Raw genomic sequence first — 22,975 nt, 5'->3', positions numbered from 1 at the left:
GTCCGCTCCTTCATAGCAACGGGTGTCCCCGGCGTTACCGCTTTCCCGGAGATGATCAGCCGGCGCCGAAGCAGACGAAGGTGGCGGCGGGTTCGCCGAGTGAGGCGATGGCGAGGGCGTCGGCGGGGCGCGCCCCTTCCGCGACGGCCTGGTGGTAGGCCGTCATGACGCGCTCGGCCACCTGGTCGGGCACGCGGGTGAGGCTGGAGATGACGGTGGAGGTGCCGAGGTAGAGCAGGGCGGCGGTGAACCCGAGCAGCTCGTCGCCCGCCCTGACCACGGCCTGGCCGACGTCGCAGGCCGACAGCACGACGTGGCCGGGCGCCCGGCCGAGCCGCTGCAGGTCGTACGCCATGAGCGGCCCGTCGGCGAGCACGAGCCGGGAGAAGAACACGTTCTCGCGCTCGTGGTGGCCATGGGCGGCGAAGTGGGCGATGGACGCGCCGTCGAGCGCCTCCAGCGTGGCCGCCACCGTCGCCTGCTCCCCCGTCAGGCGGCGTGCCTTGGGATGGACGTCGCCCAGCCGCTCGACCTCGCGTTGGGCGTGCCTGAGGTCGGGCCCGGCGACCAGGACGGGCGAGCCGTCTTCGGGCGCGGCGGATCCCTTGGCCGCCAGCCACACCAGCGCGGACGGCGCCACGGCCAGCGGCCTGCCGCGCAGGTGGGGCAGCAGCCCCCAGGGCACCGCGGACAGCCCCATGGTGGGGATCAGCACGATCCCGCGGGCGCCGTCCAGGGCCTGGCGCAGCGGCGCCGCGAGCGCGTCGCCGATGACGGCGAGCTGCCGCTGCACGGACGCCTCGATCACGGCTTTCAGCGCGGGCCGCAGGTTGCGTCCCGCCTGGGCGTTCAGGTCACCGGCCAGCCGCCGCGCGGCTTCGGCCACCGGTTCGTACGCGGTCAGCCGGTGCAGGTGGCACCGGCCGCGTACGAGGACCAGGGCCAGCAGCCCGCCGTCCACGTTGAGCAGGCTGACCAGCGCCAGGTCGTCCTCGGCCAGCGCCGACTCCACCGCGGAGGCCGGCGCGGGTGGCAGCCGTTCGCCCACGCCTGGCAGCTGCCAGCCGCGCTCCCTGATCACCTGCTCCAGCTCCAGGCAGCGCCGGCGCAGCGCGGGGTCGCGGCGGCCCGCGGCCTCGTCGGCGTGCATCTGCTGGGCGAGCCGGCGCAGCTCGGCCAGCGCCTCGGCGGTCCTGCCGTCCTCGGGCGCCTGCGGCGGGCGGAACCGGAACGCCTGCGCCCTGCACCGCTCCGACCAGGCGAACACCTGCCGCGGCGGTCCCCCGTCGAGGGCCGCGCGCAGGCCGTGGCCGGCCAGGTCGGCGCCCAGGGCGGCGACGCCGGTGAGCAGGTCGAGGCTGCCCAGGCGGCCCCGGTGGGCGTGGATGAGCGCCAGCCCGTCCCGTACGCGGCGCAGCGCCAGGCCCCGCTGCCCGGACGCGCCGGCCAGCTCGGCGCCGGCGAGGTGCCGCATCAGCCGCACCTCCAGCGACACGTTCCGCCCGCCCTCGGGAAAGGCGGCGGGGGGCCGCCCGCCGGCGATGAGCGCACGAACCGCCACAAGCCTGGCCATCTCGGCGTCATCCCGCATGCCGAGCGCGGCGAACCGCTCCTCCAGGCTCCCCGCCCTCCGCGCCACCGCACCAGGAGCCACCGCCCGGGAAGCCACCGCCCGGGAAGCCACCGCGCCCGGGGCTACCGGGCCGGGAGCCACCCCACGGGCGAGGTCGGCGCGCAGGCGCATGAGGACCGCGCGCAGCGCCCAGGCGGTGCTGCCGCGGCGGCGGAAGTACGTCTCCGCCCGCCGGGCCCGGTCCCTGGCCTCGGCGTGGCGGCCCGCGTCGAGGGCGCACTGGGCGCGGGCCAGCTGGGCCTCGGCGTAGTCCTGCATGAGCCGCTGCCGGCGGAAGCCGTCGATGGCGCCGTCGAGGGTGCGTCCTGCCTCGTCGGTGAGGCCCACGGCGAGCAGGGCGCGGGCCCTGTCGACGGCGAGCACGGGCAGGAAGCCTGGGTTGACGTCCTGGTAGAGGCTCTCGACGCGGGCGAAGACGCGCAGCGCGGCAGGTACGTCGCCGAGCAGCAGGTCGCAGTAGCCGTCGTTGTGCAGGGCCTTGGCGGCGAGCACCCGGTGCCCGGCCGCGTGCGCGAGCTGGGCGCTCCTGCGGGCGTCGTCCCTGGCCTGGCGTACCCGGCCGGCCATGAGGTGGATGACGGACCGGTTGAGCAGCACCCTGGACAGCTCGACCCGCTCGCCCGCCGCGGCGAGCAGGGGCGCGGCGGCGTCCAGCTCGGCGAGCGCCTCGGCACCTGCGCCGAGACGCAGGTGCAGCAGGCCGCGCTGGGCGTGCACGATGGCCAGCTCGTGCGGCGGCGCCCGGCGCTGGGCGGCGTCGAGCAGCTCCATGCCGCGCCCGGTGTGCCCCTGCTCGGCCTCGGCGTGCGCGAGGCTGGTGAGCAGCCGGGCCAGCAGCCCGTCGGGCCCGTCAGGCTCGGCGGGCTCGGCGGGGTCGGCGTCGGAGTGGCCGAGCAGGGCGAGCGCGCGGCGCAGGCGGCGGGCGGCCTGGGCGGGGCGGCCGTTGTCGGTCGCCTCGACGCTGATCTTGTGCAGGTGCTCGACCTGCTCGCGGATCGCCGCGAAACCGCTGTCGCGCAAGACCGCCTCGCGGTGGGGTCGGAGGGTGGGGTCGGAGGGTGGGGTCGGAGGGTGAGGTCGGAGGGTGAGGTCAGAGGATGAGTGAGGGTGTCACCGCCAGTATCGTCGCCCGCGCCGGATCATCAAGCCCCTGGCGTACCACGAGTTGCGACAGGCCGCGTGGCACCACGTCGAGCACGAACCTGCCCTGGTCGTCGGCCCTGACCACGTGGGCGCCGCAGCCGGTGCGCAGCTCCACCAGGTGCTCGCCGGGCGGCGCGAGCCAGCCGTCCACGCGGACGGCGTGCTCGTCGCGCGCGCTCACGCTGATCATGATGGTGAGGATCTCGCTGTCGAACGTGATCGTCCGGCTGTCCTCGCCGCCCCGCACGCCGGCGGGCAGTGCGGGCTCCTCGTGCGGACGCAGCACGGCGAAGTCGGGCGACTCCAGGGCGAGCGCGAACTGCAGGCGTTCGACCAGGGTGGCGGGCACGGGATCGACGATGCGGTAGACGTCGGCGATCTGCCCGGCGAGCAGCTCGTCCTCGGGGGTCAGGTAGGGAGCGCCGCTCCCCTCTGCGGGGTTCATCAAGGACTCCAATCCGGATCCTTCGCGAGCAGGAGGCGCAGCTTCGCGAAGCATCGGCCGCGCGTGGGCCCGATGCTGCCCATCGGCATGTTCAGCGCGGCGGCCACCGCGTCGTAGTGGGGGCGGGGCACGAAGGCGATGATCCTGAGCAGCTCGGCGCACCTCTTGGGCAGGCTCTCGACGGCGTGCCAGAGCGCGCGCCGCCGTTCGTCGTCCACGAGCAGCTCGTCGGGGGTGAGCACGCTGTCGGGCAGGTCCTCGAAGGCGTCGTCGCCGGGCAGGTCGTCCTTGCGGGCGGCGGCGCTGACCCGCCACGCCTCGCGCCGGGTGGTGGTGACCAGCCATTCGATGAGGGCGCCCGGCACGGAGATGGCGTCGAGGTGGCGCAGCAGGGTGAGCCAGGTCGTCTGGATGACGTCCTCGGCGGCCTGGGGGCTGAGGCCCTGGTTCCTGGCGGTGTGCCAGAGCACGGGGGTCAGCTCGGCGACGATGGCGTCGAGCGCGCCCCTGTTGCCCGTACGGGCTTCGAGCAGCAGCGTGGCCAGCCGTTCGCGCCGCTGGGAGCGGGCGCCCGGCGGGCGGTCGAGTGCGCGGTCGCCGGCCATCAGATCGGGGTGATCTCCGGCCGCGCCGCCTTGTCGTTGATCATCGTGTCGATGACCGTGCGCGCCCGCTCGACGGGGTCGACGCCGACCTGCCCGATGGTCTTGGTCAGCTCGGCGGCGATGACGCCGGCCACGATGGGCGCGGCGAACGACGTGCCGCTCCAGCCGCAGAACGGCCCCACGGCGTCGCAGTCGAGCGCGGCCCGCTCGCCGACGCTGAGCGGGGCGTTCTGGGCGCCCCTGTGGGCGGGCGGGAAGGTGCTGACGACCATCGCGCCGGGCGCCCGCCAGCGTACGGCGGGGTGGTCGTTGCTGAAGATGGCGACGGTGCCGTCGGGGTTCTTGGCGGCCACGCCGAGCATGGGCGCGAGCGGCGGCCCAGGAACGTCCGTCTCGGAGAGCGCGGCGAGGTAGAAGGGCCGGGTGGTGGCGTAGTTGCCGGCCGCGTTGACGACGGTGACGCCGCGCGCCCGCAGCTGGTTGACCTTGGTGAACAGCGACTGCATGGCGGCGTCGCCGGACTCGGAGAACCCGCCGAAGGAGCAGCAGAGCACGTCCACGGGCTGCCCGTCGTCCATGAGGTCGAGGAGGCGGTCGAGCGCGGCGTGCAGGGCCTCGCCGGGGACGACGCCGTCGCTGTGCATGACCTTGTAGCTGAGGACGCGGGCGTCGGGCGCGGTCTGCGCGATGATCCCGGCGAGCATGAGGCCGTGCCCGGTGTGCGAGTTGAGGGTGCCGATGAGCGGGTTGGGCACCTGGCCGAGGTCCTCGTAGCCTTCCAGCCTGGCGATGTCGCGGCCGGCGTAGGCGGGGTGGGTGTCCTCGATCTGCTGCTGCCCGTCGGGATCGACGGTGAGGAACGCGTCGGGGTCGGTGACGGGCCTGAACCAGGGATGCGTGGCGACGCCGGTGTCGAGGATGACGACGGTGATCCTGGGGCCGCCCAGCTCGTCGAGGGTGCGGCGGCGGGGCGGCCCGGCGACCACGGTCAGCGGGATGCGCCCGTATCCGGGGCCACCGCCCGTGCCGGGCTGCTCGGTGACGGCGTGGCCGCTGGTGGCGGGCTCACCGCCGAAGTCGAGCGATCCGATCCCGCTGGTGGCCGAGCCGACGAACAGGTGGTCGAGGGAGATCTGGTCCATCTGCGAACGGAGGGCGGCGGCGGCCGGCTCGGCGTACGACGGGTCGTTCAGTGCCCTGCGCACGGCGCGCAGCGCGGGCCAGGCGTCGGCCTTGACGTCGTGGGCGCCGTCGGCGATCTCCAGGACGGCGGGCAGCCAGACGGTCCGGTCGCCGAAGTCCCTGTCGCGGGCGCGGCCGACGCTCTCCGGCGACAGCTTCAGCCCCACGGTGGACAGGGCCTCGTCGATCCAGTCGGTCGCCTCGCGGACGGCGAGGAGCTGCCCGGGGACGAGCAGCACGTCCGCGCGGTAGACCGTGGAGTCGGGGCGGGCCTCGCCCGGGTCGAGGCCGACGGCCCACGGGTCGAGGACCTTGGCTCCGTGCCGGTCCAGCAGCTCGCGGGGCAGCGTGATGCCCTGCCAGGCCGGCCCGAACGGCTCACCCTGACCGTGTCTGGCCGGTTCCGGGATGTGGTCGATGGTCATGCCGCCTCCGTTCTCGCCTCTGTGGCGTACGAGAGCGGATCGCCGCCCGCGATACCCCGCAGCCGGTAACGGAAGCGTCACGATCCCCCGTGCGGCGCCGCGAGTGGAGGTGCTTAACTTGGACACGTAAAACGTTTCACTCCCTTTATTGCGGAAGGTCACCCTTGGACTACGAACGCCAGCCGTACAGAAGGTGCGGCCGCAGCGGTCTGCTCCTCCCCGCCGTCTCGCTGGGCCTGTGGCACAACTTCGGCGAGGGCAAGCCACTCGACAGCCAGCGCGCCATCCTGCACAAGGCGCTCGACCTCGGCATCACCCACTTCGACATCGCCGACCGCTACGGCCCGCCCATCGGCGCCGCCGAGTCCGCGTTCGGCCGGATCTTCCCCCGGTCGCTGCGCGACGAGGTCGTGGTCACCACCAAGGGCAGCAACCCCATGTGGGACGGCCCGTACGGGAAGGGCAACTCCCGCAAGCACCTGCTGGCCACGCTGGACCGCTCGCTGGCCCGGCTCGGCCTCGACTACGTGGACATCTTCTACCTGCACCGCGACGACGAGGAGACGCCGCTGGAGGAGCAGGTGGCCACGCTGGACCACATGGTCCGCACCGGCCGCGTGCTCTATGTCGGCGTGTCCAACTTCTCGCCGGAGCGCACCGCCGAGGCGGCCGGGCTGCTGCGCGGGCTCGGCACCCCGCTGCTGGTGCACCAGCCGTCGTACTCGCTGCTCAACAGGGGCATCGAGGACGCGCTGCTCGGCGTGCTGGAGGAGGAGGGCGTGGGCTGCGTGGTGTACTCGCCGCTGGCCCAGGGCCTGCTCACCGACCGCTACCTCGACGGCATCCCGGCCGACTCGCGGGCGGCCGAGGGCCGGTTCCTGACGGCCGACCGGGTGACGCCCGAGGTGCTGGCGTTCGTACGGACGCTGTCGAAGCTGGCCGACGCGCGCGGGCAGACGGTGGCGCAGCTCGCGCTGGCCTGGGCGCTGCGCGACCCGCGGATCACCTCGGTGCTCGTCGGCGCCTCCAGCCCCGAGCAGCTCGAGGCGAACGTGGCGGCGGTGGACCGGCTCGACTTCACCGCCGACGAGCTGGCCGCCATCGACCAGGCCGCCAAGGAGGCCGGCGTCTCCTCCTGAGCGGACGAGCGGGTACATCGATCGATGTACCCGGTATTTCGCCCCTCGGGACGACGGCCTGGCCCCGCGCGGCCAGCACAGTGGAGTGTGTGACGCGACGCATCGACGCACTCGACGTGCTGCGCGGGGTGGCCATCATGGGCACGCTCGGCACGAACATCTGGCTCTTCACCGCGCCGGAGGGTCCGCTGGGGTTCCTGCGGCCCGAAACCGGCGCGGTGGAGACCTTCCTGCGCTTCCTGGCGAACGGCAAGTTCCTCGGGCTGCTCACGCTGCTCTTCGGGGTGGGCCTGGAGCTGCAGTACCGCAGCGCCGCCCGCAGGGGGACGCCCTGGCCCGGGCGGTACCTGTGGCGGGCGGCGCTGCTGTTCTGCGAGGGCGTCCTGCACTACGTGCTGGTCTTCGAGTTCGACGTGCTCATGGGGTACGCGCTGACCTCGATGGTGGTGGCGTACCTGATCGGGCGGAGCGAGCGGGCGGTGACCGCGTGGATGGTCGCGGCGGGCGCCGTGCACCTGGCCGTCATCGGGCTGGTCACCGCGGCGCTGGCGGTGGCGCCGCCGGTGTCGGGCGGGGTGCCGCCGCGCGACTGGCTCGGCCAGGTGCGGATGCGGCTGGACAACGTCGCGGTCTTCCGCGCCGAGCTGGTGATCATCGTGCCGCTGGGGATCGTGCTGTTCCTGCTCGGGGCCCGGCTGATGCGCGCGGGCGCGTTCGAGGAGCGCGGGGCCGCGCTGCGGGTGCGGCTGATGGCCGTGGGGCTCGGCCTCGGCGTGCCGCTGAACCTGCTCACCTCCTTCGCGGGCCCGGCCTGGTTCATGGTGGATCGGTACGTCGCCGCGCCGCTGGTCGCCCTGGGCCTGCTGGCGCTGGTCACGCACGTCGTGCTGGGCATGAAGGGGGCACCGGGCGTCGTACGGCGGGGCCTGACCGGGGTGGGGCGCACGGCGCTGTCCTGTTACGTGTTCCAGAACCTCGCCGCGAGCGTGCTCTGCTACGACTGGGGCCTGGGGCTGGCCGGACGGTTGGACGGGCTGCGGCCCTGGTGGGTGCCGGCGGCGTGGGCGGTGATCTGCCTGTCGTTCATGGTGCTGGCGTCGTGGTGGCTGCGCAGGTTCGACCGGGGGCCGCTGGAGCTGGCCTGGCAGTGGGCGTACCAGGCACCGTGGCGGGGGCGGGAGCGCGTACGGGCGTGAAACCGGGTGTTGACGGGGTCTGCCGCAGCGCTTAACGTTCCGGCAGTCGGTGAAATTATCGACACACTTCCGAAACTTTCGGAAATCGCCCTGGCACCCCTGCTCCGGCATTCGGAGGTTCGTTCGGTGAAACCCTTGATCCTCGCCTTGGCGCTCGTGCTCGCCGTACCCGCGAGTCCCGCGAGCGCGCACCCCGGCCCCGGGCACCATCCGCGTCCTGCCAAGGACCTGCGCCAGCTCGCCCAGCAGCTGCACATCAAGATCGGCTCGGCGGTCGACATCGCCTCGCTGCGCGACGAGCCGACGTACCGCAAGACGCTGAACCGCGAGTTCACCCACGTCACCGCCGAGAACGCGATGAAGTGGGAGTCCGTCGAGCCGCAGCGCGGCGTCTACACCTGGGACGACGCCGACGCGCTCGTCGAGAACGCGCGCCGCAACCACCAGCAGATCCGCGGCCACACACTGCTCTGGCACAACCAGCTGCCCGCCTGGCTGACCAGCGGCGTCGAGGACGGCTCCATCGACGCGACCGAGCTGCGCGAGATCCTGCGCGACCACATCACCACCCAGGTACGCCGCTACAAGGGCAAGATCCGCGCCTGGGACGTGGTCAACGAGGTCGTGGAGGAGGACGGCTCGATGCGGCAGAGCATCTGGCTGACCCACCTCGGCCCCGGCTACATCGCCGACGCCTTCCGCTGGGCCCACAAGGCCGACCCGCACGCCAAGCTGTTCATCAACGACTACAACCTGGAGTGGAACGCCCCCAAGATCGAGACCACCCTCGACATCGTCAAGGACCTCAAGGCCAAGCGCGTGCCGATCCACGGCATCGGCTTCCAGGGCCACCTCGGCATCCAGTACGACTACCCCGGCGACTGGGCGAACGTCATGCAGCGCTTCGCCGACCTCGGGCTGGAGGTCGCGGTCACCGAGCTGGACGTCCGCATGGTGCTGCCGGTCACCCCGGAGAAGCTCGCCACCCAGGCCGACTACTACCGGCGCGCGCTCACCGACTGCCTCAGCGTCCGCGCCTGCCGCGAACTGACCGTCTGGGGCTTCACCGACCTGCACTCGTGGGTGCCGGGCTGGTTCGACGGCGAGGGCGCCGCGACGTTGATGGACGAGAACTACGCGCCGAAGCCGGCGTATGGGGCGTTGCTGTCGGTCAAGGGCCGGAAGTGATGGCTTCGTCGAGGCGCTGCAGGAGGCCGTAGACGAAACGGGCCCGGTGTGTCCGCCCGCCGGACGGGAAGTCGACCGTCCAGTGGTGCGGCGCCGGGCCCTCCAGTTGTACGGCCCCGGGAAGCGCGGCGAGGTCGGCCACCACGCACGTCCAGGGCTCGAGGCCGGACGGGGCGGGGCCCGAGGGGCGGACGAACCACTGGTTCCACAGCTCGCCGCCGGGCCCGAGCAGCGCCTCGTACAGCAGGCCCGGCCACGACGGGAGCGGCCAGCGCAGGACGTCGCAGGTGAGGCTGCCGACGGGCCTGCTCCCCCGGTACGGCGCGGGCCCGAGCGCCATCCGCAGCGCCGCGGCCCCCTTGGGCGCCCTGGGCGCGTGGGCCAGCCGCGTCCAGTGCGCGTGCGCCGCGCGTACCTCGGCCCGTGAGGCGCCCATGTCCCGCAGCGCCTCCTCGACCCGTCCAGGGTTGAGATCGCGCATGCGATGCATCAGGGCCAGCTCGAACTCCCGCACTCCGAAACGCACACCCCCACCCTGCCACGGGCCTCAGACAGGTTCGGCGGGCGCGTCGCGGTCCCCGGCCCGGCGGAGCTGGAGCAGGATGTTGTCACAGAACCGGCGCGGGATCTCCTGGGTGGCGGCGATGCGCTCGGCGTGCACCGGACGGCCGGCCGTGGCCAGGGCGAGCATGGCGCCGAGGGCGTACCGCGTTCGGGCGGAGATTCTCATCTGAGGTCTGGGCGGCCCTCAGGCCGAGGCCGTCTCCTCCTCTTCCGCGCCGCGCTCGCGCAGCCCGCTCTCCACCGCCTCGACGGACTCGCCGGCCTTGTCACGGCGGTATTCGCGCACCGAGTACGCGATCGCGCCCGCCCACAGCAGCGCGATGACGATGTAGGCGGCCGTCTGGACCCCGCTGGAGGCGTCGATCCAGTCGCTGCGCAGCAGCGTGCGGACGTTCGTCAAGATGATGACGCCGCCGACGGCCGAGCCGAGGATGCGCGGCGGGATGTGGCGGACCAGCCAGGCCGCGATCGGCGCGGCGATGACGCCGCCGAGCAGCAGCACGGCCACCCAGGCGAAGTCGATGTTCTCGGAGCCGATGCCGACGAAGAAGCCGACGCTGGCGGCGATGGCGACGAGGAACTCGCTGGCGTCGATGGAGCCGATCACCTTGCGGGGGGCCAGGCGGCCGCTGGCCAGGATGGCGGGCGTGCCCACGGGGCCCCAGCCACCGCCGCCGGTGGCGTCGACGAACCCGGCCACCAGGCCGAGCGGCGCCAGGAACCGCCTGCGCAGCGGCTTGCCCAGGTTGCCGCGCGGCAGGCCGAACGCGGTGAAGCGGATGAGGATGTAGACGCCGAGCGACAGCAGGATGATGGACATCACCGGGGCGGCGATCTCGGTGGACAGGCTCGACAGGAACGTCGCGCCGGCGAACGCGCCGACGGCGCCGGGGATGCCGATCTTGGCGACGACCTTCCAGTCGACGTTCCCGAAGCGCCAGTGGGAGATGCCCGAGGCCAGTGTGGTGCCGATCTCGGCGAGGTGGACGGTGGCGGACGCGGCCGCCGCGTTGGTGCCGACGGCCAGCAGCAGCGTGGTCGACGTGACGCCGTACGCCATGCCGAGGCTGCCATCGACGAGCTGGGCCGCGAGGCCGACCAGCCCGAGCAGGATGAGCGCTCGCACGATCTCCCTCTCCCTACCATTCCTACTATAGAAGTAGGAATAATACTTTAGACCGGACGCCCATCTGTCAACCCCCATCCAGGCAAAGCCCAGGGGCGAACCAGGGTATTAGTCGGTGATCAGGGCTCTGACCGTGAGTTCTTCCGTGCCGGACGGGCCGTCCAGGCGGACGGTCAGCTCCCAGCCGCCGGTCATCGTGAACAGGTCGCCCTCGGCGGTGAAGTGGCCGGGGCCCTTCTCGGTGGCGGCCAGCTCGGGCGTGGCGTGTCCCATGTCGGTCATCACCGCGGAGACGTGCACCGCGTCGGCGTCTCCGCGCTCGACCACGACCTCCACCGTGCCACGGCCCGGGGACGGGTCGTCGACGACGACGGTGGCGGCGTAATGGGCGCCGGTGGTGGTCACGCGGACCGGCTGGGCCGACGCGCTCCTGCCCACGACGAAGAGCGCCACCGCGACGGCCACCAGCGCGGCGGCGATCAGCATGCGCCTCATCGGCCGCCCTCCGTCACCTCGACGGTGAAGGGCGCGGTGACGATGCGGTCGGAGACGGCGTACTGAGCCCAGGCCAGGTAGCGGCCGGGCTCCGGGAAGCTGAAGGTGAAGCGCAGGCGGGGGCCTGGGGTGCCCATCTCGTGGATGTGGCCGAGGAAGGAGCCGTCCTGGTTGCGGACGATCAGGTGGCCCACCATGCCGAGCCACGGCCGTACGCCGGCGGGGGCGGTCAGCTCGATCGTGGTCGGGCGTCCCGCGACGGGGACCGCCGGGCGCAGCACCGGGGCCGCCACCGCGTCCGGGCTCGTGGTCACCTCTCCCCCTGCACCGATCTCGAAGGACGTGGTGGCGAGCTGGCCGCCGGAGTCCTCGCGTTCCAGCTCGGCGTGGGCGAAGTAGCGGCCGGGACGGTCGGCCCGCAGGCGGACCTCCAGGCGGCCGGGAGCGGTGCGCAAGGGATGCACGTGACGGAAGAAGCGCCCGTCCTCGGAGGTGACGATCACGTGGGCGAGCGCCTCGTGATGGACGACGAGGTCGTCCACGGGCCGCCCGGTGGAGCCGTCCACGAGGTCGATGCCCAGCGTGAACTCCTCCCCCGCCCCGGGCCGCGCCGGCTCCGTGGCGACCCTGGCCTGCGCGTACGGCCGCCCGCCGGCGGTCGTGACGGCGGGCGCCGCCCCGTCCGGCGGGGCGGGCGGCAGCTGCGGCTCGAACACGATCACCATGGCCGCCACCGTGACCCCGGCGGCGGAGACGGCGGCCAGCCCCATCGCCGGGCCCGGACGGGTCAGCGCCCCGGTGAGCAGGCCGCCAACCAGCAGCAGCGCGGCCACGAACAACCCGCCGTAGATGAGGAGGTCACCCGGCGAGCCGCGGTCGACGAGGACGCGGAACGGCAGCACCGCGACCTCGTCCCCCGCGCTCAGCTTCAGCTCGTGCGGCCCGGTGCGCTCGACCCGCAGCGCGGTGTACGCCGGGTCGGCGGCGGCGCGGGCGGTGCCGGTGACCGTACGGCCGTCCTCGACCGAGCGGATCTCAAGGGCGATGGACGGCCCGGCGACCGGCTCGTACGCGATGACCCCGATCCGCAGCGGCCCCGGCACCCGGGACGTCCCCTTGATGACCACCGTGACCTCAGCCCCCGCGATGGTCTGCGCGAACCGCAGGTCCGCGCCCGCCGTGACGTTGTGCGCGGCGGCGGGCGCGGCCATAGCCAGCACCAGGAGGGCGGCCAGGCACAGGGCTCGGATCATGCCCGCGCGGGGCGGGCGTCGGGCAGGAACAGCGCGCCGAGCGCCAGCCCGACGAGGCCGGCGACGATCGGCGCGCCGGTCCACAGCTCGGCCACGAACGGCAGGCGGCCGGCGGCGACCGAGGCGAAGGCGATGTAGAGCGACCAGGTGGCGAACGCCGACAGCCCGGCGAAGGCCCAGTAGGCGCCGCGCCGCTCTGCCGACGGGCGCAGCCGGCTCATCAGCACGTCGGCGACGAGGCCGCCGGCCATGATGGAGAGCAGGACGGGCACGTTCTCGAACTCGGTCTGGGCGCCGGGCATGAGGACGACGATGGCGTACATGATCGTGATGGCGCCGAACGGCAGCCGCCAGCGCCGGGCCAGCAGCAGCACGGGAGCGAGCAGGATGACGTTGCTGACGACGATGGCGGCGGCCAGGCTGCCGGCGCCGGAGTTCTCGACCGCGGAGAACGCCTCCACGATGGACGTGGGGCGCCATTGCATGGCGTCGGCGTACGACAGGAAGAGCGAGACCAGCGTGGCGGCGAACGCGAGCCCGATCAGCGCGGGCAGCAGGCGGCCGAGCGTGGGGCTCTCGCCGATGTCGGGGGCGTTCCAGGCGGAACGCAACGGAGTGGTGATGATGAGCAACATCGTCACGATCAGCCCGAGATGTGATGGGCTGAAGAGAATGTCGATGTTCGTCTCGATGCCGAGAATGGTGTGCCACATCATGTCGGCGAATCCGAACGCGGCGAACGCGGGTATCGCGAGCAGCCCGGCGAGATATCCGGCCGGCACGGCGGCCAGCCCCTGACGCCCGGCGCGCACGTTGCGCCACACCTGCCAGATGATCCAGCCCGCCACCACCGCGAATCCGGTGTAGAACACCGCGTGCCACGGCGTGAAGAACGTCTCCAGCTCGGACAGGTTGGTGTGGGCCCACGCGTCGATCATCAGCCCGACCCCGAACCAGACGCCGAACAGGGCCATGATCAGGTCGGTGCGCGGGGACACCCATGTCCGCGGCTCCCCTGAATCCACCAGTAATCGCCGAATGCCGGCGTCGGCCATCGCCACTCGTGACTCCTTTCTCCCCTCAAGAATCTAACCTCCTTTCCAACAATGGCGCGCACCGATATTTCGGGTGGTGATATCCACACAGGGTGCTGTGATGAACACGTAACAGAATGAATTGCTGGGATAAATGGCCATCTGTGGTGGTTCTCCGGTGAGCCCCGCTTGAGAACCGCCCGCGCCCTGCGCGATGCTGGTACGTCAGCAGCGATCGACGGCCGATCTCGGGGGTGGGATGAGCTCTCTGCGGGTCCTGCGCTGGCTGCCCTTCGTCGTCATGGCGGGCGTCGCGGTGACGGACATGCTGGCCGGCCGTTCCCTGGTCTTCCTGCCGCTGCTCACGCTCGGGCCGGCGTTCGCCTCGGTGTCCGGCGGCGTGCGCCGCACCGCCTTCGTGGGCGCGGTCGCGCTGGGCATCTGCGTGCCCATGGCGATCTACAACAACCTGCTGTTCACCTGGGAGAACAACCTCACCATGATCGGCATCGCGGGCGTGACGGGCGCGAGCATGCTGGCCGCGGGCCTGCGGTTGCAGCGTGAGCGCGAGCTGGCCAGCGTCCGGCAGGTGGCGGAGGCGGCGCAGCGGGTGCTGCTGCGGCCGGTGCCGCGGCGGGCCGGGGATCTGCGGATGGGGCTGTCGTACACGTCGGCGGCGGCCGAGGCGCGCATCGGCGGCGACCTGTACGAGGTGGTCACCACCCCGCAGGGCGTCCGGCTGCTGATCGGCGACGTCCAGGGCAAGGGCCTCGCGGCGGTCGAGACGGCGGCGTGGGTGCTCGGCGCCTTCCGTGAGGCGGCCTACGACGAGACCGACCTCGCCGACATCGGCGAGCGCCTGGAGGCGAGCCTGACCCGGCACCTCGACAGCGAGCAGTTCGTCACGGCCATCATCGCCGAGATCCACGACACCGAGGTGTCGCTGGTGAACTTCGGGCATCCGCCGCCGCTGCTCGTCCACGCCGACGGCGGCATCGCCACCGCTGAGCCGCCCGAGCAGGGGCTGCCGCTCGGGCTCGGCGTCTTCGACGCCTCGCGGACCAAGGCGCACCGGGTGCCGTTCCACCGGGGCGACCGCATCCTGTTCTTCACCGACGGCGTCATCGAGGCGAGGAACACGGCCGGCGAGTTCTACCCGCTGGAGGAGCGCGCGGGGCTGCTGCGGCGCGAGGACCCGCAGGTGGCGCTGGACGCGCTGCGCGCCGACCTGGTGTCACACACGGGCGGCCCCCTCCTGGACGACGCCGCCATGCTCCTCCTCCACCGCCCCGGCCACTGACTCGAGGCGCGGTCAGATGACCTCCTCCCGCAGCGGAAAGGGACTTTCGTCCCTACCTGCCCGAGCGGCGGAAAAGGCAGGCTGGCGGGATGACGTACCAGGAAGACGGGCGGCGCCTGCGCGAGCTGCCCGCGACGGAGGCGATGCGGCTGCTGGCGGGGGTGCCGTACGGCCGCATCGTCTTCACCCGCCACGCCCTGCCGGCGGTCAGGCCGGTGAACCACGTGGTGGTGGACGGCGGCATCGTCATCAGGTCGAGCCCCGGCATGGTCATCGGCGACCAGGCGACGGAGGCGGTGGTGGCGTACGAGGCCGACGAGCTGGACAGCCACGAGCGGCTCGGCTGGAGCGTCATCGTGACGGGGGTGGCGACGACGGTGACCGACCCCGGAGCGGCGGCCAGGCTCAAGAGTCTGGTACGCCCGTGGGTGTCGGGCGAGATGGACCAGGTGATCCGCATCCAGCCGGAGATCGTCACCGGATTCGTGCTGGTGCCGGCGCAGGCGGTGTCCGGCCCTCCCTGATCAGTCGTCGAGGGGGACGTGCCAGGCCAGCCGGGTGCCGCCCTCGGCCGGCGTCTCCAGCTCGGCCGCCCCGCCCAGCCGGGCCGCGCGTTCCTCGATGTTGCGCAGGCCACTGCGGCGCCCGCTGTCGCCCAGGCCGACGCCGTCGTCGGCGACGACGAGGGTGAGCCGCCCCTCCGCGACCCCGGCCCGCACCTCCGCCCGCTTGGCGTGGGAGTGGCGTACGACATTGGACAGGGCCTCGCGCAGCACGGCGAGCAGGTGCTCGGCGACGGGCTCCGGTACGAGCGTGTCGAGCTGGCCCTCCATGCGCAGGCCGGGCGTGAAGCCCAGGTGGGCGCCGGCCCCCTCGACCAGGCCGACGATGCGGGCGCGCAGGCCCGGCGCGGCGTCCTCGCGCGGCCCCTGGAGGGCGAAGATGGACGAGCGGATCTGCCTGATGGTCTCGTCCAGCTCGTCGATGGCGTGCTGCAGCCGCTTGGCCGCCTCGGGCCTGTCGACCAGGCGTACGGTGCTCATCAGCGTCATCGCGGTCGCGAACAACCGCTGGATGACCACGTCGTGCAGGTCCTTGGCGATGCGGTCGCGGTCTTCGAGCAGCCCGAGGCGCTCGGCGTCGCGGCGCACCTCGGCGAGCTCCAGCGCGATGGCGGCCTGCCCGGCGAACGACTCCAGCATGCGCTGGTCGGCGTCGCTGAACGGCAGCCGCCCGCTCCGCTTGGCCAGCGTCAGCACGCCGCGCACGCGGGGGGCCGTACCAAGGGGGATGAACAGCCCTGGCCCGTGGCCGACGCGCCGGGCGGCGGCGGCCGTGTCGGGCGCCTCGCCCAGGTCGCGCTCGGCGCGCGGCTCGCCCCGGGTGAACACCTCGCCGGCCGCCGTGCCGGACATCGCGTACATGTTGCCCAGCAGGTCCTCGGCCCTGTCGCCCTCGGCCACCTCGACGGTCAGCGTGGTGCCCGCCGGGTCGGGCAGCATGACCAGCACCACGTCGGCGTCGCACATCTCGCGGGCGCGGGCGGCCATGGTGGTCAGCACCACCCGGGTGCCGGCGCCGGACAGCAGGCTCGTGGTCACCTCGGCGGACGCCTGCAGCCAGGTCTCGCGGCGGCGCGACTCCTCGTACAGGCGGGCGTTCTCGACGGCCACGCCGGCGGCGCTGGCCAGCGCGATCACCACGGCCTCGTCGTCCTCGTCGAACTCGCCGCCGCCGCGCTTCTCGGTGAGGTAGAGGTTGCCGAACACCTCGTCGCGCACCCGCACCGGGACGCCGAGGAAGCTGCCCATGGGCGGGTGGCCGGGCGGGAAGCCGTAGGACTCGGGGTGGTCGGAGATGCGGGCCAGCCGCAGCGGCCTGGCGTCCTTGATGAGCAGGCCGAGCAGGCCGAGGCCGTGCGGCCAGTGCTCGATGCGGGCGATCTCCTCCTCGCTCAGCCCGACCGGGATGAACTGGATGAGCGTGCGGTCCTCGCCCACCACGCCGAGCGCGCCGTAACCGGCGTCGACCAGCTTCGTGGCGGTCTCGACGATGCGGCGCAGCACGGTCTCGAGGTCGAGGTCGCTGCCCACGGACACCACGGCGTCGAGCAGCGCGTGCACCCGGTCGCGGGTGGCCAGCACGGCGTTCAGCCTGGTCTGCAGCTCCGCCAGCAGCTCGTCGAGCCGCATGTGCGGCAGCAGCGGACGATGCTCGCTCTCCGACATACGGCCAGTGTCGCACCAGGGGCCCTCGGGGGGACGACCAGGTGACCCCCGCAGACAGTAGAGTAATCGGGCAATCACTCAGGGTCACGAGGGGGCGTCCGATGCTCGACCAAGCCATCGCCGGTGCGGCACAGGACGAAGCGGGCGGTCTCGGCCCGCTCGGCGTCGCCGGGGTCACGATCGTGTGGGCCGACAACAACGGCATCCCGCGCTCCCGCACGGTCCCGGCCGCCGCGTTCGACGCCGTGGCCGAGCGCGGGGTGGGGGTGACGCCGCTGTTCGCGGTGTTCGACTCCCACGACGGCATCTGCTTCGGCCACGCCCCCTTGGGCACCCCTTCCGGCGACATCAGGCTGGTGCCGGTGGCAGACCGGATGGTCCGGCTGGCGGGGCAGCCGGGGTTCGCCTGGGTGCCGGGGCGGCAGGTGGCGGCCGACGGGTCGCCGTGGCCGTACGACCAGCGTGGCGCGCTGGAGCGCCAGGTCGAGCGGGCGGCGGCGCTGGGGCTCGAGTTCCTGGCCGGCTACGAGATCGAGTTCCATCTCAGCAGGGCCGACGACGGCGAGGGCCGCCCGGTCTACGACGGCCCCTCCTACGGCCCGGCCAAGCTGCTGGCCGTCGACGGCTTCGCCGAGCAGCTGCTGCGCGACCTGCACCACAACGGCGTGCCCATCGGCCAGTTCCACGGCGAATACGGCCCGGGCCAGTTCGAGCTCTCCCTGGCGCCCGCCGACCCGGTGACGGCGGCCGACCGCCAGCTGCTGGCCCGCCAGACCATCCACGCGGCGGCCAGGGCGCACGGGCTGCGGGCGAGCTTCGCTCCCCTGGTCACGCCAGGGCAGGTGGGCAACGGCTGGCACCTGCACACCTCGGTCTCGCGGTCGGGAGTCAACCTGCTGTCGGGCGGCGACGGCCCGGCCGGGACGACCGCCGAGGGGGCGGCGTACCTCGCGGGCCTGCTGCGCGACCTGCACGCCGTGGTGGCGGTCACCGCGCCCAGCCTGTCGTCGCTGCAGCGGCTGCGCCCCGGCTATTGGTGCGGCGCGTACGCGTTCTGGGGCGTGGAGAACCGCGAGGCGGCGCTCCGCCTGGTCCCCACGACCCCGCTGCTGGGTCCTGGCCACGCGAACGTCGAGCTCAAGCCGTCCGACGCCGCCGCCAACCCCTACCTGGCGCTGGCCGCGGTGATCGCCGCCGGCCTCGGCGGCATCGAGGACGCGCTGACGCCGCCCGCCCCCGTGCAGGAGAACCCGGGCGAGTGGAGCGAGGCCCGCCGCGCCGAGCACGGCATCCGCCGCCTGCCCTCCACGGTCGAGCAGCAGCTGGGCGCCCTGCTGGGCAACGGGCGCATCCGCGCGGCGCTGGGCGAGGAGCTGACGGACGCCTTCCGGGTGGTGCGCCTGTCGGACGCGGCGCGGGCCGCGGACCTCGGCCCTGACGAGGTGATCCGGCGCTACCGCTGGCTCTACTGACCGGGCGACCTGTACATGTCCTTCTCACCGGCGTTCCCCCTGTGGAACGGGGAGATGTCGATCATCGAGCCGGCGGCGAAAGGCCGGCCACCTCCCACGGCGAGGAGGGGTTCGGCGTCCTCGCCGCCGGACTGACCGTGAGCGTGGCAGGCGTAGTCAGCAGGTCACCGCATCGGGCGTGCCGGCCGGGGGCTTCGGCATGGAGCCGACGATCCGGGTTTCCCGTACCGCGCTCGCGTAGGTGACCACCTCCGCGCCACCGCCCGGTGGCGTCCGCAGGAAGCGCGAGCCGAGGAAGCGGTAGGTCTCCGGCTCGAAGATCAGTTCGGCGCGCTGCCATCCGTCCGGGCCCTGATACCTGATCGAGGCGCCGACGCCCTTGCGTCCGGCCAGGTCGGTGAGGTCGGTGCGCATGGTGGCGTTCGGCATCTCGGCCAGCGCGCCGAGCACCGCCGCCCGCAGGCCGGGACCGGGGAAGGGGTTTCCCGCCAGGGTGACGAGCCGGCTCACCACCGTGTGCTCGATGCGCCGCTCGATCTGGTCCTCGCCGGGCGTGGGCCGTTCCTTCCTGACCGAGGCAGCGGCGTCCGCACGGATCCGGGCGAGCAACCGGGCCGGGTCGGCGGGCAGGTCGTCGCCGCCGGCCGGCGAGAGCACGTTCACGGTGCACGGCCCGGCGCGCTGGAACTCCACCGTGCCAGGGGTCTCCATGCTGGTCGGGACCGGGCCGGTGTGGGTGCGCAGCTTGCCGTAGGTGAGGCGGGTCAGCGCGCCGCCGGGGTCGGCGGCGGGGATCCAGTACTCGCGGTCGATCTCCTGGGTGACCTCGGAACGTCGGTCGCGGCCCCACACGGTCGTCCTGCTCTGGTCCGTACGGTCGACGTAGAGGATCTGCCCCGGCCCCGGCGCCGATTGCCGTCCGGCGGCCGTGGCCGCCTCCAGGAGCAGTTCCGCCGCGTCGGCGGGGGTCCCACGGCCGTCGGTACCGGCCAGAAAGGCGACCGCGGCGACGGCCGCCGCCAGGCCGACCGCGGCCGTCCTGAACAGGAGAAGACGCTTGGTCGAGCCGGTACGCGGCGTTCGCTCCGCCACCACCTCGGCCGCGAGCAGGTCCGCGGCCTTGGCGGTGGCCGTGGCGGAGGGACCGGGCAGCGCGTCGTGGAACGTCCTGATCTCCTGCAGATCATCGGTCATGACGACTCCTCGATGGTGATGAACGGGCGGAGCTTCCTGCGGGCCCGGTTGAGCCGGGAACCGACGGTGCCGCGCGGCACGCCGAGCGCCACCGCGATCTCCTCATAGGAGAGCTGAGCGCAGGCCACCAGCAGCAGCACCGTCCGGTCACCAGGCGAGAGCGCGGCCAGACCGGCGGCCAGCCGGGGACGCATGACGGCGGCCGCCACCCGCTGGACCACCCGATCGTCGTGGCTCACGACATCGGTGACCTCGGCGCTCCTGGCCAGGGCGCGGTACCTGCGGGCCTCGGCACGCCGGTGACCCTCCACCAGATTGGAGGCGATGCCGTACAGCCAGGCGCGGGCATCGGAGCGGGAGAGGTCGTAGCCCTCACGGCTGCGAAAGGCCCGCAGGAACGTCTCCGCGGCGATGTCGTCCGCCGCCGACTCGCCGAGACGGAGGTGCACGTAGCGGTGAATGGCCTCGTGATGCCGGTCGAACAGTGCACCGAACCGCTCAGGACGGTGCAGTGACACCTCGATGAGCTGCGCGTCGGTCTCAGCGGTTGGCGGAGCCGACTGCGGAGGGGGAGCTGGCATGCCTGCCCTTCGAAGAAGAACCATGGACACGCCTACTTCGCCGTTCCCCTGATTCGTGTTCACGCCCAGCAGATCATTCCTGCACCTGCTCGTCCGCCGGGCCCCAGAGCGCACATGACGGCCCATGGCCTTGAGAAACCCGCCGGGTGCGCCTGGCTTCCCCGCTGCATACGATCAATGACGTGGCCGGGCCCAGAACGGAGGTGGTCTGATGGCGCGTCGTTCCTGGTTCAAGGGTCAGGACCCCAGTCAGGTCGTGCTCGGTTGTGCCCTCACCGTGACGATCACGTTCATCGGGTCCGCCATCACCGAGTACATCGTCGAAGGGCCGGAAGGCTTGACGATGGCGTATCTGGCGGCTCGGGGGCTCATCCTTCTCATCACATGGGTGATCGCGCTGGTGATCATCGGTTGTCTTGCCCGTCGGCAACGATGATGCACCTGGGGTGTCAGCGGACCGGCAGGCCCGTCACCGCGCGGCCGATGATGAGGCGCTGGATTTCTGACGTGCCCTCGAAGATGGTGTAGATCTTGGCGTCGCGGTGGAAGCGTTCCACCGGATGTTCGCGGGTGTAACCCGCGCCGCCCAGGATCTGGATGGCCTGTTCCGTCACCCAGACCGCGGTCTCTCCTGCCACCAGTTTCGACATCGAGCCTTCGGCCTGTTCGAAGGGGCGGGCGTTTCGGGCCATCCAGGCGGCGCGCCAGGTGAGAAGGCGGGCCATGTCGACGCGGGTGGCCATGTCGGCGAGGAGGAAGGCGATGGCCTGGTTCTCGCCGATCCTGCGGCCGAACTGGGTGCGTTCGCGGGCGTAGTCCCTGGCGTACTCGAAGGCGGCGCGGGCGATGCCGACCGCCATGGCGGCGACCACGGGGCGGGTGGTCTCGAAGGTGCGCATCGCGGCCTGCTCGCCGGCCCGCTCCCCCTTCCGTACGCGCGCCAGCCGCGCCTCCAGCTTCTCCTCACCCCCGACCAGGCACGAGGCGGGCACCCGTACGTCCTCCAGGACGACCTCGGCGGTGTGCGAGGCGCGGATGCCGTGCTTGCGGAACTTCTGCCCCATGGACAATCCCGGCGTGCCGGGCGGGATGATGAAGGACGCCTGGCCGCGGGTGCCGAGTGACGGGTCCACGGAGGCGACGACGACGTGGACGTTCGCGATGCCGCCGTTGGTGGCCCAGGTCTTGACGCCGTTCAGCACCCAGTCGCCGCCGTCGCGGACGGCGCGCGTACGGATGGCGCCGACGTCTGAGCCCGCGTCCGGCTCGGAGGCGCAGAACGCGCCGAGCTTGACGTCGTTCTCGGTGCCGAACATCTGCGGCAGCCACTCCCCCACCTGCTCGGGGGTGCCGTTGGAGGCGAGGGCGGCGGCGGCCAGGCCGGTGCCGGTGATCGACAGGCCGATGCCGGCGTCGCCCCAGAACAGCTCCTCGAACGCCACGGGCAGCGCCAGTCCGCTCTCCTCGAACCACTGGGTGGCGAAGAAGTCGAGGGAGTACAGGCCGACCTTGGCGGCCTCCTGGATGACCGGCCAGGGGGTTCCTTCGCGTTCGTCCCATTCGGCGCCGGCGGGGCGGATCACGTCGCGGGCGAAGGCGTGCACCCAGTCGCGGACCTCCTTGACGTCGTCGCTGAGCTCCGGGCAGAAACCCGCCATGTGCCGCACCTCTCGAACCGCGTCGCCGTTACCGGTGGTAACACCTTACCGGTGAGTAGCTCCGCGGGGTGCGGCGTTCCGGTGACGGGCTCAGGCCGCCATGGTGATCATCGGCGGGCGTTCGCCGATGCCGATGTCGCGGACGAGCACCTCGTGCCCCTCCGGCCCCCTCCTGAACTGGGAGAGCCGCAGGGACGGCGCGGCGGCCGCGGTGATGCGGCCCTGGCGTTCCAGCCGCGACCAGGCGGCGAGCATGATCTGGGACGACATCCGCCCCAGCGCCTCGGTGCACTGCGGCGCGTGCTCGCGCGAGCCCAGGTCCACCTGCGCGAACCCGTCGAGCCCGGCCAGCTCCAGCAGGTCGATGAGCAGGCCCAGCTCCACGGCGTACCCGGTGAGGAAGGGGACACGTTCGAGCGCGGAGCGGCGGCCCGCGTACTCCCCGGCCAGGGGCTGGACGAAACCGGCGAGTTCCGGCCAGTGCAGGTTGATGAGCGGGCGGGCGACCAGTTCGGTGACGCGGCCGCCGCCGTTGGGGGTGCCGTGCAGCGGGCGGTCATAGCACCCTTTCGTGTACATGACGCTCGGATCCGCGAGCAGCGGCCCCAGGACCCCGAGGATCAGCGAAGCACGAAAATTCCGGATGTCGGCGTCGGCGAAGACGAGCACGTCCCCGGACGTGACCGCCAGCGACTTCCACAGCGCCTCCCCCTTGCCGTCCATCGGCTTGAGCTGCGGCAGGATCTCGTCCTGAGCGTGCACCCTGGCTCCGGCCCGGGCGGCCACCCGGGCGGTGTCGTCGGTCGAACGCGAGTCGATGACCACGAGCTCGTCCACGAGCGGAGCCAGCTCACGCCGGATCACTCCGACGATCTCTCCCACGGTCTCCCGCTCGTCGCGGGCTGGGAGCACCACGCTGACCGTGGTCTCCCCCTTGGCGGCCACCAGGTCCCGGACCGGCCAGTCCCCGGCGGACGAAGTGCGGCGTCGCAACCATCCGTGCACTTCAGGAAGCATGCGACCCCTCCCTCCGTATCCCAATTAATCAGCGTAAGCGAAGTGCCGATCCGGCCTCGGGATACGTCGTCCACACAGGTCAAGCCGGCTTGAAGGG

Annotated in this window: 22 protein-coding genes; 7 read left to right on the top strand and 15 right to left on the bottom strand. The window is 72.6% G+C overall.

Annotated features, from left to right (window positions below; translation table 11 throughout):
• Positions 1–55: 55 nt before the first annotated feature.
• From AB0K18_RS16830 to AB0K18_RS16815, 4 genes are all read right to left on the bottom strand, one after another.
• Entirely contained in the window at positions 56–2,653 is a 2,598-nt protein-coding gene (locus AB0K18_RS16830; protein WP_364914906.1) for a CHAT domain-containing protein, read from the bottom strand.
• 70 nt (positions 2,654–2,723) lie between these two features.
• On the bottom strand, positions 2,724–3,221 hold the full coding sequence (locus tag AB0K18_RS16825) for a hypothetical protein (protein ID WP_364914905.1): 498 nt from the start codon (positions 3,219–3,221) through the stop codon (positions 2,724–2,726).
• Positions 3,221–3,826 (bottom strand): sigma-70 family RNA polymerase sigma factor, encoded by a 606-nt coding sequence (locus tag AB0K18_RS16820; protein ID WP_364914904.1) that lies wholly within the window; start codon positions 3,824–3,826, stop codon positions 3,221–3,223. Before AB0K18_RS16820 ends, AB0K18_RS16825 begins: the two co-directional genes overlap by 1 nt.
• Positions 3,826–5,433 carry a S8/S53 family peptidase gene (locus AB0K18_RS16815; RefSeq protein ID WP_364914903.1) on the bottom strand — a complete coding sequence of 536 codons (1,608 nt, stop codon included), beginning with the start codon at positions 5,431–5,433 and terminating at the stop codon, positions 3,826–3,828. The genes AB0K18_RS16820 and AB0K18_RS16815 overlap by 1 nt, the downstream gene beginning before the upstream one ends.
• Before the next feature lie 164 nt (positions 5,434–5,597).
• Here AB0K18_RS16815 and AB0K18_RS16810 point away from each other — a divergent pair, with 164 nt between their 5' ends.
• The 3 genes from AB0K18_RS16810 (at position 5,598) to AB0K18_RS16800 (ending at position 8,956) form a co-directional block, all read left to right on the top strand.
• The gene (locus tag AB0K18_RS16810; RefSeq protein WP_364914902.1) at positions 5,598–6,572 is read left to right on the top strand and encodes an aldo/keto reductase; all 975 of its coding nucleotides are present in this window, start codon (positions 5,598–5,600) and stop codon (positions 6,570–6,572) included.
• A gap of 89 nt (positions 6,573–6,661) precedes the next feature.
• The gene (locus AB0K18_RS16805; protein WP_364914901.1) at positions 6,662–7,768 is read left to right on the top strand and encodes a DUF418 domain-containing protein; all 1,107 of its coding nucleotides are present in this window, start codon (positions 6,662–6,664) and stop codon (positions 7,766–7,768) included.
• A 126-nt stretch (positions 7,769–7,894) separates the two neighbouring features.
• The gene (locus AB0K18_RS16800) at positions 7,895–8,956 is read left to right on the top strand and encodes an endo-1,4-beta-xylanase (RefSeq protein ID WP_364914900.1); all 1,062 of its coding nucleotides are present in this window, start codon (positions 7,895–7,897) and stop codon (positions 8,954–8,956) included.
• On the opposite strand, the gene AB0K18_RS16795 is transcribed toward AB0K18_RS16800, so the two are convergent.
• From AB0K18_RS16795 to AB0K18_RS16770, 6 genes are all read right to left on the bottom strand, one after another.
• Positions 8,940–9,482, bottom strand: coding sequence for a hypothetical protein (locus tag AB0K18_RS16795; RefSeq protein ID WP_364914899.1), 543 nt, complete (start codon positions 9,480–9,482; stop codon positions 8,940–8,942). The genes AB0K18_RS16800 and AB0K18_RS16795 overlap by 17 nt on opposite strands.
• 21 nt (positions 9,483–9,503) lie before the next feature.
• Positions 9,504–9,686, bottom strand: a complete 183-nt coding sequence (locus tag AB0K18_RS16790) for an Rrf2 family transcriptional regulator (RefSeq protein WP_364914898.1) — start codon at positions 9,684–9,686, stop codon at positions 9,504–9,506.
• A gap of 18 nt (positions 9,687–9,704) precedes the next feature.
• Entirely contained in the window at positions 9,705–10,646 is a 942-nt protein-coding gene (locus AB0K18_RS16785) for a sulfite exporter TauE/SafE family protein (protein WP_364914897.1), read from the bottom strand.
• Positions 10,647–10,754: 108 nt separating this feature from the next.
• Entirely contained in the window at positions 10,755–11,141 is a 387-nt protein-coding gene (locus AB0K18_RS16780; protein WP_364914896.1) for a FixH family protein, read from the bottom strand.
• Positions 11,138–12,394, bottom strand: a complete 1,257-nt coding sequence (locus AB0K18_RS16775) for a hypothetical protein (RefSeq protein ID WP_364914895.1) — start codon at positions 12,392–12,394, stop codon at positions 11,138–11,140. The genes AB0K18_RS16780 and AB0K18_RS16775 overlap by 4 nt, the downstream gene beginning before the upstream one ends.
• A complete protein-coding gene (locus AB0K18_RS16770) occupies positions 12,391–13,392 on the bottom strand; it encodes a hypothetical protein (RefSeq protein ID WP_364914894.1) in 1,002 nt (333 codons plus the stop codon). Before AB0K18_RS16770 ends, AB0K18_RS16775 begins: the two co-directional genes overlap by 4 nt.
• A gap of 295 nt (positions 13,393–13,687) precedes the next feature.
• On the opposite strand from AB0K18_RS16770, the gene AB0K18_RS16765 reads away from it, so the two are divergent.
• The gene (locus AB0K18_RS16765; RefSeq protein WP_364914893.1) at positions 13,688–14,728 is read left to right on the top strand and encodes a PP2C family protein-serine/threonine phosphatase; all 1,041 of its coding nucleotides are present in this window, start codon (positions 13,688–13,690) and stop codon (positions 14,726–14,728) included.
• An 89-nt stretch (positions 14,729–14,817) separates the two neighbouring features.
• Positions 14,818–15,252, top strand: coding sequence for a pyridoxamine 5'-phosphate oxidase family protein (locus tag AB0K18_RS16760; RefSeq protein ID WP_364914892.1), 435 nt, complete (start codon positions 14,818–14,820; stop codon positions 15,250–15,252).
• Here the strand turns inward: AB0K18_RS16760 and AB0K18_RS16755 are convergent, their stop codons facing one another.
• The gene (locus AB0K18_RS16755) at positions 15,253–16,956 is read right to left on the bottom strand and encodes a GAF domain-containing protein (protein WP_364914891.1); all 1,704 of its coding nucleotides are present in this window, start codon (positions 16,954–16,956) and stop codon (positions 15,253–15,255) included. It lies immediately after the preceding gene.
• Between the two features lie 101 nt (positions 16,957–17,057).
• Between AB0K18_RS16755 and AB0K18_RS16750 the strand changes: the two genes are divergently transcribed.
• The gene (locus AB0K18_RS16750; RefSeq protein WP_364914890.1) at positions 17,058–18,428 is read left to right on the top strand and encodes a glutamine synthetase family protein; all 1,371 of its coding nucleotides are present in this window, start codon (positions 17,058–17,060) and stop codon (positions 18,426–18,428) included.
• 156 nt (positions 18,429–18,584) lie between these two features.
• Here the strand turns inward: AB0K18_RS16750 and AB0K18_RS16745 are convergent, their stop codons facing one another.
• Together AB0K18_RS16745 and AB0K18_RS16740 are read right to left on the bottom strand one after the other, a co-directional pair.
• Positions 18,585–19,622 carry a CU044_5270 family protein gene (locus tag AB0K18_RS16745; protein ID WP_364914889.1) on the bottom strand — a complete coding sequence of 346 codons (1,038 nt, stop codon included), beginning with the start codon at positions 19,620–19,622 and terminating at the stop codon, positions 18,585–18,587.
• Entirely contained in the window at positions 19,619–20,203 is a 585-nt protein-coding gene (locus tag AB0K18_RS16740) for an RNA polymerase sigma factor (RefSeq protein ID WP_364914888.1), read from the bottom strand. The genes AB0K18_RS16745 and AB0K18_RS16740 overlap by 4 nt, the downstream gene beginning before the upstream one ends.
• 211 nt (positions 20,204–20,414) lie before the next feature.
• On the opposite strand from AB0K18_RS16740, the gene AB0K18_RS16735 reads away from it, so the two are divergent.
• Positions 20,415–20,639, top strand: a complete 225-nt coding sequence (locus AB0K18_RS16735) for a hypothetical protein (protein ID WP_364914887.1) — start codon at positions 20,415–20,417, stop codon at positions 20,637–20,639.
• Between the two features lie 13 nt (positions 20,640–20,652).
• Here the strand turns inward: AB0K18_RS16735 and AB0K18_RS16730 are convergent, their stop codons facing one another.
• Together AB0K18_RS16730 and AB0K18_RS16725 are read right to left on the bottom strand one after the other, a co-directional pair.
• A complete protein-coding gene (locus tag AB0K18_RS16730) occupies positions 20,653–21,861 on the bottom strand; it encodes an acyl-CoA dehydrogenase family protein (RefSeq protein WP_364914886.1) in 1,209 nt (402 codons plus the stop codon).
• Between the two features lie 90 nt (positions 21,862–21,951).
• The gene (locus AB0K18_RS16725) at positions 21,952–22,878 is read right to left on the bottom strand and encodes a glucosyl-3-phosphoglycerate synthase (RefSeq protein WP_364914885.1); all 927 of its coding nucleotides are present in this window, start codon (positions 22,876–22,878) and stop codon (positions 21,952–21,954) included.
• Positions 22,879–22,975: the final 97 nt, after the last annotated feature.

It is taken from the genome of Nonomuraea sp. NPDC049421 (assembly GCF_040677005.1).
Taxonomy (GTDB): Bacteria; Actinomycetota; Actinomycetes; order Streptosporangiales; family Streptosporangiaceae; genus Nonomuraea; species Nonomuraea salmonea.
Note: the sequence above shows the minus strand (reverse complement) of the source record. Positions and strands in the feature narration are given on the sequence as shown.